The 10,296-nt window shown below is 38.1% G+C and carries 6 protein-coding genes, 1 other RNA gene and 3 pseudogenes; 1 reads left to right on the top strand and 9 read right to left on the bottom strand.

Annotated features, from left to right (window positions below; all coding sequences use genetic code 11):
* The 8 genes and pseudogenes from KG708_RS01100 to KG708_RS01065 all read right to left on the bottom strand — a co-directional run bounded on the left by KG708_RS01100 (window position 1) and on the right by KG708_RS01065 (window position 6,854).
* Window positions 1-1,160, bottom strand: a protein-coding gene (locus tag KG708_RS01100) for an IS3 family transposase (RefSeq protein WP_213607733.1) whose coding sequence is annotated in 2 segments (ribosomal slippage) — window positions 1-887 and window positions 887-1,160 — 1,161 coding nt in all. Because the reading frame shifts where the segments join, the coding sequence is not laid out codon by codon here.
* 27 nt (window positions 1,161-1,187) lie between these two features.
* Window positions 1,188-1,799, bottom strand: a complete 612-nt coding sequence (locus KG708_RS01095) for a hypothetical protein (protein ID WP_213607732.1) — start codon at window positions 1,797-1,799, stop codon at window positions 1,188-1,190.
* A 283-nt stretch (window positions 1,800-2,082) separates the two neighbouring features.
* Window positions 2,083-2,427: pseudogene (gene tnpA / locus KG708_RS01090) on the bottom strand (IS200/IS605 family transposase); the annotation flags it as partial.
* 32 nt (window positions 2,428-2,459) lie between these two features.
* Window positions 2,460-3,617: pseudogene (locus KG708_RS01085) on the bottom strand (IS3 family transposase).
* Between the two features lie 27 nt (window positions 3,618-3,644).
* The gene (locus KG708_RS01080) at window positions 3,645-4,523 is read right to left on the bottom strand and encodes an IS30 family transposase (protein WP_213607731.1); all 879 of its coding nucleotides are present in this window, start codon (window positions 4,521-4,523) and stop codon (window positions 3,645-3,647) included.
* A 218-nt stretch (window positions 4,524-4,741) separates the two neighbouring features.
* Window positions 4,742-5,329, bottom strand: a complete 588-nt coding sequence (locus KG708_RS01075) for a hypothetical protein (protein WP_138585164.1) — start codon at window positions 5,327-5,329, stop codon at window positions 4,742-4,744.
* 413 nt (window positions 5,330-5,742) lie between these two features.
* Window positions 5,743-5,839: signal recognition particle sRNA small type (gene ffs, locus KG708_RS01070), an RNA gene on the bottom strand.
* A 139-nt stretch (window positions 5,840-5,978) separates the two neighbouring features.
* Window positions 5,979-6,854, bottom strand: a complete 876-nt coding sequence (locus tag KG708_RS01065; RefSeq protein ID WP_213607730.1) for a DUF3014 domain-containing protein — start codon at window positions 6,852-6,854, stop codon at window positions 5,979-5,981.
* Window positions 6,855-7,201: 347 nt separating this feature from the next.
* On the opposite strand from KG708_RS01065, the gene KG708_RS01060 reads away from it, so the two are divergent.
* Window positions 7,202-8,347 (top strand): patatin-like phospholipase family protein, encoded by a 1,146-nt coding sequence (locus tag KG708_RS01060; RefSeq protein WP_213607729.1) that lies wholly within the window; start codon window positions 7,202-7,204, stop codon window positions 8,345-8,347.
* Between the two features lie 10 nt (window positions 8,348-8,357).
* Here the strand turns inward: KG708_RS01060 and KG708_RS01055 are convergent.
* Window positions 8,358-10,250 (bottom strand): annotated as a pseudogene (locus KG708_RS01055) (cation:proton antiporter).
* Between the last annotated feature and the right edge of the window lie 46 nt (window positions 10,251-10,296).

Genomic DNA, 10,296 nt, shown 5'->3' with positions numbered 1-10,296 from the left:
CTAAGCGGCATTTTTTAATTCATTATATTTCTGATGCGGTGTCATATAATCAAGCGCTGAATGCCTACGTTTGTAATTATAAAACTGAATGTAATTATCTACTTCACTTATCACTGAATTATGATTTATAAATGAAAGACCATTTAAACGCTCTGTTTTTAAACTTCTAAAAAAACGTTCCATAACAGCATTATCCCAACAATTACCTCGGCGACTCATACTTTGCGTTATAGTCAGTTGTGATAACCGCTCTCTAAACGAGGCCGCTGAATACTGACAGCCTTGATCTGAATGAAACATCAGTTGACTAAGAACCGGCTGTTGGCGCTTAATTGCATTATTTAATGCTGTTTTAGCCAGTTCAGCATTAGGGCTTTTTGATAAAGCATAACCTACTATTTCCTTCGTTGATAAATCTAATACGCAAGCCAAATAACTCCATCCTTGCTGGTTCCTTATGTAAGTAATATCACCGACCCAATGTGTGTTATGTGTATCGGGGTTGAATTGTCGTTTTAAAAGGTTTTGTGCATAGTGATGCTCATCACCTGAATTGGGGTAATAATGTTTTTTCTTCGGCACAATGGCTTGTATATTCAGCTTCTTCATCAGTGCGGCCGTTTTATATACCCCTATTGTGTGGTCACGCGCATTCAGTTCAGCGTGCATTCTACGCCTGCCATACGTATTACCAGAGTCCTCAACTATCGATTCAATTACATCTAAAAGCACCTGCTCTTGCTCATCAGGTTTGACAGGCTCATAGTAATAACTACTCATACTGACCTCTAAAATACGACACAATTCAGTGATAGTGTAATCTACGTTTGCTTTCTTCAATTCTTTTATTACTTTAAGTTTTGATTGTCGCGAATGAAGAAAGCGGTGGCTTTTTTTAATATTTCATTATCCCTTAAAGCCCGCTGTAGCTGCTTCTCTAGCGACTGGATACGTTGCTGCTCAGGTGTGAGTGCTTGAACATTCTCCGGGCTTTTACCATCTAGCTCAGATAAATATTGTTGCTTCCAACGTGATACTGCTGACTTTCCTGCGCCAGAGATTTCTTCAATTTGCTTATTGGTATAGCCTTCTTCTACCATTAATTTGGCATATTCAAGTTTTTGCTGTGCACTGAGTGTAACTTTTGATTTTCTGGTCATGTTGATACCTTTTCGGTTTAGCTTATTTTACGCTATAAACCTCTCCAATTTCATTAGACCATTACACCTCGTTAATATATTATTAGTGCAGCGATGTTCAGGGCGAATAGAGCTAGCAGATGTAAGCGTTTCCACCTCATAATTGGTCGCATTCTCATCATTAAAACTCGTAAAAATATCTTCCGGGATAAACACTGGATTTCTTTGGTTAACACCCCAAAACCCTCGAATACAAATAGTACTGGTAGGCGGCAGGTACCCTAAAAACTCGCCATGATTAGGTATACGAATTGCGAGGTTAATGCGTTCATTGGCGGCATCTTTAATCGATAAGTTTGCTACAAAGTACGGCAGCGGGATATTTTCTATAAAAAAATCATTTAAGAACTTATCTAGTTGCTCTTCTAAACCTTCACTTTGCTTTTGATATTTTTCTTTTAATGCTGGATACTTAAAAAATAAGCGCTTTAATGAATCTTTTAAACGTTTTTCACTCCGGTTAGATTCGTTGCTCCAATAAAGCACCCCTTCCAACTTTTTATTTGTCTCTGGCACTACTTTTTTAGCAAATGAGTTAGACGAACCTTGAGCCTTATAGTGTTCACCTTCAGATAATGCATCATCAAAGTGGCTTTCCATAACAATCCTTATTTCCTTTTACCAAAATATAATATTCTGAGATCTGTAGTTTTATAACTTTACATAATAACTTAAACTTATAATTGAGTTAAGCACCTAATCAGGGGTTCTCTTAAAATAGCTACTAACTAAAAAGGCCTGAAGATTCGTTTCTTCGAAATACTGACTTAAAAAATAAAACAACAAGCTTAATCAATTTTTATAACAGTTAACTGACCTCCGGCAAAGCCGGAGGCTTATTTGATTACGCCCTCAAAGGGCTAAAGAAAACGCCCAAGGCGTACTACACTTGAAACTTTAATTGATCTCGGTGTTCATCATTCTTTTCTTGGTTTCGAATATAATCTATAACCATATTTTCATCTAAACCAACTGTCGATACAAAATAACCTCGAGCCCAAAAGTTTTCCCCATTGAAATTTCGTTGTCGCCCTCGGAAGTTTTTTGCTCTCGAAATTGCGCTTTTTCCTTTCAAATAACCGACAACATTAAAAACTGCAAATTTTGGAGGTATACTCAAACACATATGAACGTGATCTTTCATTAAGTGCCCTTCTTCGATTATTACCCCTTTTCTTTTAGCTAATTCATGAAACATCTCACCTAAGTGCTTCCTAATCGCTCCGTAAATTGTAATGGTCAACTAATTTAGGAGAGATTCTAAGCGGCATTTTTTAATTCATTATATTTCTGATGCGGTGTCATATAATCAAGCGCTGAATGCCTACGTTTGTAATTATAAAACTGAATGTAATTATCTACTTCACTTATCACTGAATTATGATTTATAAATGAAAGACCATTTAAACGCTCTGTTTTTAAACTTCTAAAAAACGTTCCATAACAGCATTATCCCAACAATTACCTCGGCGACTCATACTTTGCGTTATAGTCAGTTGTGATAACCGCTCTCTAAACGAGGCCGCTGAATACTGACAGCCTTGATCTGAATGAAACATCAGTTGACTAAGAACCGGCTGTTGGCGCTTAATTGCATTATTTAATGCTGTCTTAGCCAGTTCAGCATTAGGGCTTTTTGATAAAGCATAACCTACTATTTCCTTCGTTGATAAATCTAATACGCAAGCCAAATAACTCCATCCTTGCTGGTTCCTTATGTAAGTAATATCACCGACCCAATGTGTGTTATGTGTATCGGGGTTGAATTGTCGTTTTAAAAGGTTTTGTGCATAGTGATGCTCATCACCTGAATTGGGGTAATAATGTTTTTCTTCGGCACAATGGCTTGTATATTCAGCTTCTTCATCAGTGCGGCCGTTTTATATACCCCTATTGTGTGGTCACGCGCATTCAGTTCAGCGTGCATTCTACGCCTGCCATACGTATTACCAGAGTCCTCAACTATCGATTCAATTACATCTAAAAGCACCTGCTCTTGCTCATCAGGTTTGACAGGCTCATAGTAATAACTACTCATACTGACCTCTAAAATACGACACAATTCAGTGATAGTGTAATCTACGTTTGCTTTCTTCAATTCTTTTATTACTATAAGTTTTGATTGTCGCGAATGAAGAAAGCGGTGGCTTTTTTTAATATTTCATTATCCCTTAAAGCCCGCTGTAGCTGCTTCTCTAGCGACTGGATACGTTGCTGCTCAGGTGTGAGTGCTTGAACATTCTCCGGGCTTTTACCATCTAGCTCAGATAAATATTGTTGCTTCCAACGTGATACTGCTGACTTTCCTGCGCCAGAGATTTCTTCAATTTGCTTATTGGTATAGCCTTCTTCTACCATTAATTTGGCATATTCAAGTTTTTGCTGTGCACTGAGTGTAACTTTTGATTTTCTGGTCATGTTGATACCTTTTCGGTTTAGCTTATTTTACGCTATAAACCTCTCCAATTTCATTAGACCATTACAAAAGTCAGTTCCCTTGGGGAAGAAGCGCCTGAGTAAGCCGTTGGTATTCTCATTTATGCCCCTTTCCCATGATGAATATGGGTGAGCGAAATACACATCCGCTTCTAATTTTTGTGCAATATGCTCATGGTAAGCAAACTCTTTTCCATTATCTAAAGTCACGGTAATAACCTTATCTTTATATGGTGTCATACACTTTATCAGCGCATCGGCTGTTATTTGCGCATGTTTGCTTTCAATTCTGTGAACGATTGTATATAACGTTTTACGTTCAACCATTGTGACAAAGGCATTTTTACGCCCTTTGCCTATCACTGTGTCACCCTCCCAATCACCAATCCTAGACTTTGCATCCACAATACTTGGGCGTTCATCAATACTGACTCGATTAACTATCTGCCCACGTTTATCGTAGCTTCCATAGCGTTTTTTATACTTTTTACATGCACGAGTGAGTGTCTTATGTAGTTCACCACCACGCGCCTTGTCCCTGTAAATATATTGATAAATCGTTTCATGATGTAAAACGACCTTTTTCTCTAAAGCTAAGCGACCTGCCACCTGCTCTGGAGAAAGTCCGTTAAGCAACAATTTATTAATCCATTCAGTAACTTCATCTGTTAACTTACTTGCTTTGAAAGATGATTTGCGTCTTTGCTCTGCAAAATTATTGGCTTGGTTAGGCCGATAGCCTTTAAGCCCTTTATTGCGTTTTAACTCTCTGGAAATAGATGACGGTGAACGAGTTAGTTCATCAGCAATTTGTTTTTGGTTATTTCCTGCTTTTATTAACGCGTAAATCTGGTATCTTTCTTCTTGTGTCAGCTGTTTATATTTCATTAAAGCAATTTCCTTTGGCGAGAAAATGGCCGAATTATAACAGCTGGCCATATAATCTGAGAAATTGCACTTATTATCCGAATTTAGGAGGCATTAAAATATCCACATCCATGTGGGTATTGAAATTACTAAAATATAATAGGTGGTTTTTAAAAGGTAGTTTTGATTTTCGTTTTATATAACACTGCCTAAATAATGTTTTCTTTATCTAAATTAACTTAATTAGAAAAAATATTATCCAGATCTTCGTCAATATAAACACCCGTTAATCCATTATCTTCTACAGCAGATTTAAACTTATCTGTACAATACAAACGAGAACCACCTGTCAATTTACTCTTAAAAACAGGCTTATTTTTTACATCATCATTTATGAAAGCAATCTTGATACAATCTAAAGGATAACCGTCTAAATATTCGCGTTCACATTTTGCTTCATCTTCTTGTCCAAATGTACGCAAGTTAAAGATTACAATAGGTTCACCATCAGCTTTTGTTTCAATAAACTCACCTAGAGGCGCTAATAAATCTTTTAAAGCCTCATAAGCATTCATCCGAAGAGCGATAAACCCATCCATGATACTTATATCGTAGTTATCTTTTAGATAACCAGGTAAAAAAGACAACTCATAACCTTCAGGCCAATACTCTAATAAAGAGTCATTATTCATATGGATATCAAGTAGAAACATGCAAGCATCTTGATTAGATGGCAACATTGGTTGTATTTTTTCAGCGAATGAAAGTATGTCCCACTCAACCATGTCGTAAGAATTAGTAACAGGCTTTAACGAGAACAACTTCATGATTTACCATCCCAATTAGCATTTTTACGCATCATTACGCTGGCTGGCATCATATGATTTTTAATTTTTATTTTCACGCCACGTAATGCATTTATGAAATCGAGCTTATTTACTTTGGTTTTTAAATTAGTAGGCACCATTCTGTTATGCAATTTTTGAAGAATATTTAAAGAAGAAACCGTACCTTGAAATGTTTGCTTTGTAGCAAAACCATAATTATTAAATTGATCTTCTATGACATTTACACTTTCAGTATTTTATAAAAAACAAAACGTTGTCGGTTAGTTTTGCTTCATAAGCAAATTGAATGAAAAAGAGTAATTCTGCTATAAAATTTAAGTAAAAATTACTGAAAACACATGAATTAATATTTGAAAGGATATAAACACCCAAATGAGGAATTTGGGTGGCAGTCTTACCAGCCACATCTCGGCACACACGTCACAAACTGTGGCTGCTCCCTTCCGGGCCTGACCAGGTTCGCCTGCTAGTGTTGCGAGAGGACCAATAAGACTACCATTGAGGGCCTTGGTTGGCGCGATTAAGATTATCTCTACTTTTACTCTGTTATTCAAGGGATAATCAAAAAAGAAAGTGCGATTGCATACTTCATATACAATCGCAGGGTATTTAGTTATTAAAGCGGTTATTAATTACTCTCTAACTGCGCTTTTATATTACGTAGCGCTGCTTTTATCTTTTTCATGTTCTCTGGGCCCATGCGTAAAAGTTGTTTTTGCGCAGCGGGTAATTGCTCCCACTCAGAAAATGCATACTGATAAGTAACCGAGTCACGCAATAAAGGTAAGCTGCCTTTTGGCTCTGGAGTATCAAGTAGCAAGTCAATGGCATCTTCAAGTGTTTGTGTAAACTCATCATCGCCATAGCCAATTTCAGTGTATGCACTGTTGATTAGCGGTTTATATTCTTCGTATAAACGCACGGCTTGTGCGGCACTCATACTTGTTAATACTTTTACATATGGGGTGTAGCGTTCATAGCTATTAGGGTCAATGGTTAAAATATCGCCTTCGTTTACGCTAAAACCTTCTTCTAACTTTGCAACTGGGGTATGTTTGTTAGCTACCTTACCTTTTGCTAAGTTATCGATAAACACCACGCCACGACGAATCACATCATCGTTTAATACTAGACTCATTGCTGCATCACCTAAGTACTCATCTAATTTGGCGATGACCACGGGATCACTGTCGTTTAGCGTTGGTAAAGGTACAATCTCAGGTTCTGGCTCAACGTCTTGGCGCTTTGCTGGTACTGCTACCTCAGGTCTCTCTGGCTCAACCGATGGCGCTCCCACTACAGGATCATTTTCAGGTTTTAGCTCCATAACGGGTTGCTCTTTTATGGGTTCTTCAACCTGCATAACTGTTTCTGGGGCTTCGCTTGGTTTTAATAATACAAACGCGGCGGCAATGATAATGATTAATAAAATAACCCCGGCGAAGATAAGGTTGTTATTCGGTGGACGTTTTTGAACATCTGATTCTGATGGTTTATCTGACATACGAACTCCATAAATATAAAAATGCGATACTGTCTAGAGTACTCTAAACAGATTTAATTCCTAACTTACACTAATATTCATTAATAAGTAGGGTCTGTTGACCTTTCAGGATTAAAATTTGTTCAGACCCCTTGGGCAGAGGATGTTTAGTTTTTAAGCTACGCTATCGCCTATTTATGGGAAGTAACCACAATACATAGGCTCAGCCTTGCCTAAAAAAACAAACACACTACTAAAAATTCAACCTCGAAAGATAAATAGACTCTAACATATCCTTTGATTCTTCTAGCTTAAAGACTTACAGTGAATAAATAAAGTAAAGACAGCGAACAGTTTAAATACCTAACATGAAAATTAAGCAAGTCGATCCTAGTAAACCTAAAATTGCCCTATTACTAACAGGTGGTGGTGCCCGAGCGGCTTATCAAGTGGGTGTTTTGAAAGCGTTAGCGCAAAGTATGCCCAGAACCGCCCCGCTGCCCTTTAGAGTGATAAATGGCACCTCTGCCGGTGCAATTAATTCTGCGGCCTTAGCATGTTACGCCTCATGTATGCATTTAGCGGTAAGAAAACTAGAAACAGTTTGGAAAAACTTTTCAACTTCGATGGTATATAAAAGCGACTTTTTAAGTGTGTTTGGTCATATTACCCGTAATATTTTAACCAGTTTCCAGTCAGAACATATTAACCATCCACCAGCAAGCTTGTTAAATAACCGACCACTTAGAAAATTGTTAAACGATATACTGGATTTACATCGTATTGAGCGTAATTTACACCGTGACTATTTAGAGGCACTGTCTATTACTGCATCCAGTTATACTACTGGCGATTCTGTTGCTTTTTTTCAGTCAAATACGCAGCATTCTTGGCAACGAGCAAAGCGCGAAGGGCGCGCTACTCGTATTAATGTTGAACACCTAATGGCCTCAAGTGCCATTCCTATGGTGTTTCCAAGTGTGAATATTTATAACCATTACTTTGGCGATGGCTCAATACATCAGCTTTCACCTTTGAGTCCCTCTATTCACTTAGGGGCAAATAAAATATTTATTATTGGGGTTGATCAACCCAAAGAGCCACATCCTCCAGGATACTCTGCACATTTCCCGGGGCTTTCAGCAGTGGCAGGGCATTTACTCGACAGTGTATTTACCGACACCATGCAATCTGATCTAGAGCGCTTAGACAGAATAAACCGCACACTCGGTTTATTGCCCAATAAGCATAAGCATCAAGAATTGAAACAAATAGATAGCTTTATTATTAATCCTTCGCAAAACTTCAATGCCATTGCCGCGCAGTATTACGATGATATGCCTTGGGCGATAAAAGTTTTATTACGTATGATCGGGGTAAAAAAGCGCTCTCAGTCGAGTTTGACCAGCTATTTGTTATTTGAAAAGCGTTACACCCAACATTTAATTCAAATTGGTTATGACGACGCAATGGCTCAACTGCCTGAGATAAGAAAATTTTTAGAGCTAGACTAAGAAGCCACTCTTACTCAATGCCATCGAGTAAGTAGTGTTCAACATACTCTGCTCGCCTAGGTTTGCCTTGCAGCACTAAAATATCGTTTGCGTGTAATATGGTATCACCTTGTGCCATATCTATTTCTTCGCCCTCGCGGCGAAGTGCCTTAATTAACACTTTTCTGTTGGCTAGGTTGAGTTCGCTAATTGCTTTATTAACTGCAAATGCTTTATTTGGTAAGACTATTACATGTAAATACTCTAAACGCTCTGGCAAGTTAATATCGCTGTCAATATTTTCGCCTGCAAAAAAAGCTGTACAATAGTTTATAACGGTTTCGTCGCTCACTACTAACACGGCGGATTATACGACTCATTGGCACCCCAGACATAGACAACACGTGCGACACCAACATTAAGCTTGCTTCAAGCGCCTCAGGCACACCCTGTTTGATGGCATTGATGACTCGTTGAGTTTGTTGAAATTCGGTAAAAGTAATAATCACTAGCCGTGCTCGCTCTACCCAGCACACTTTAAAATATCTTTTTGTTCAACATGACAAAATATTAAGGGCTCGCCTGCCGCTTTTCCCTCTTTTACTAAAATAGGGTCGCTCTCTATTGCCACATAATCAATTGCCTCTGGAGATAAAAAGCGGGCAATAGTTTGCCCCACTCGAGAAAAGCCACATATCACCACATGGTTATGATAAAGCGTACTACTTTGTGACTCATTTTCGAATGCAAATTTAGCGCGTTCTAACATCCCCAATCGCTTTAAAATAAAAGGGATTTTATCAATTAAATAGGGAGTTAGTGCCATAGATATTACGGCCATGGCAATTAAAAAGGACACTTGCTCACTGGTTAATAAATTATGTTGTGCGGCAAGTGCAATTAACACAAGACCAAATTCGCCCATTTGCCACACCATAATAGCGCACGCTAAAGCATCTTGTTTTCGCTCCCCCATGCATAAAGCAGATAGAGCCACAACGGCAATTTTTAGAATTAAAATGGCTATTAAGGCTGCAACAACCATACCCGCATGATTAAAAACAAAAGCAATGTCTAACTCTATGCCCACTGTTACAAAAAATAATCCCATTAGAATATCGCGAAACGGGCGAATATCAGCCTCTAGTTGATGGCGATAGTGACTCTCACCTAGCATCATGCCTGCTAAAAAAGCCCCTAATGCCATCGATAAGCCAAAAGAATACGTAAGTAACCCTGCAAACAAAGACACTAGTAATGTGGTTAACACAAACAGTTCATCACTTCGCACTAGCGCAACTTCTTTAAATATTTTAGGTAAAATCCACTTACCTATAGCCCACAGCAGTACACATACAAACGCACCTTTGGTAAGGGCAAAAAATAATGTCCACCCAATATTACTGGGATCACTTGTAGCGAATAGTGGTAAAACAATGAGCAATGGTACGACCGCAATATCTTGAAATAATAAAACACCGATTGCTAACTGCCCTCTACGTTTATTTAAATCACCATTTTCTTTCAATAACTTAGCAACTACCGCTGTAGAGGAAAGCATAATAATAATGCCTAGAGTAAAGCTGGTTAATAAATTAAAATTTAATAAAAACAGCATAATAATTAGTAAAAGGCTACTAACGAATACTTGTAACGACCCTAAACCAAATACAATATTGCGCATTGCCATTAAGCGCGATACAGAAAACTCCAGCCCTAAACTAAATAACAAAAACACAATACCCAGCTCAGCAATAAAGTCCATTTCATGGCTTTGTGCCATCCAGCCAACGCTATATCCACCAGCTAAAACGCCTACCGCTAAATAAGCTAACACAGGGGGGAACCCTATTCGCTTAAATAGCCATACAAATAGAACCGCAGCAACTAAAAATCTAAAAACCTGAGCATTAATATTTTGCAATCCTTATAAGCAATCAATGGAATGTGACTTAACTATAGCAACCGCA

It is taken from the genome of Pseudoalteromonas sp. (genome assembly GCF_018402495.1).
GTDB lineage: Bacteria > Pseudomonadota > Gammaproteobacteria > Enterobacterales > Alteromonadaceae > Pseudoalteromonas.
This window is presented reverse-complemented; position numbering and strand designations above follow the sequence as displayed.

Coding starts and splice junctions, on each gene's coding strand:
- KG708_RS01095 (WP_213607732.1), bottom strand. CDS start 1,799: ATGGAAAGCCACTTTGATGATGCATTATCTGAAGGTGAACACTATAAG.
- KG708_RS01080 (WP_213607731.1), bottom strand. CDS start 4,523: ATGAAATATAAACAGCTGACACAAGAAGAAAGATACCAGATTTACGCG.
- KG708_RS01075 (WP_138585164.1), bottom strand. CDS start 5,329: ATGAAGTTGTTCTCGTTAAAGCCTGTTACTAATTCTTACGACATGGTT.
- KG708_RS01065 (WP_213607730.1), bottom strand. CDS start 6,854: ATGTCAGATAAACCATCAGAATCAGATGTTCAAAAACGTCCACCGAAT.
- KG708_RS01060 (WP_213607729.1), top strand. CDS start 7,202: ATGAAAATTAAGCAAGTCGATCCTAGTAAACCTAAAATTGCCCTATTA.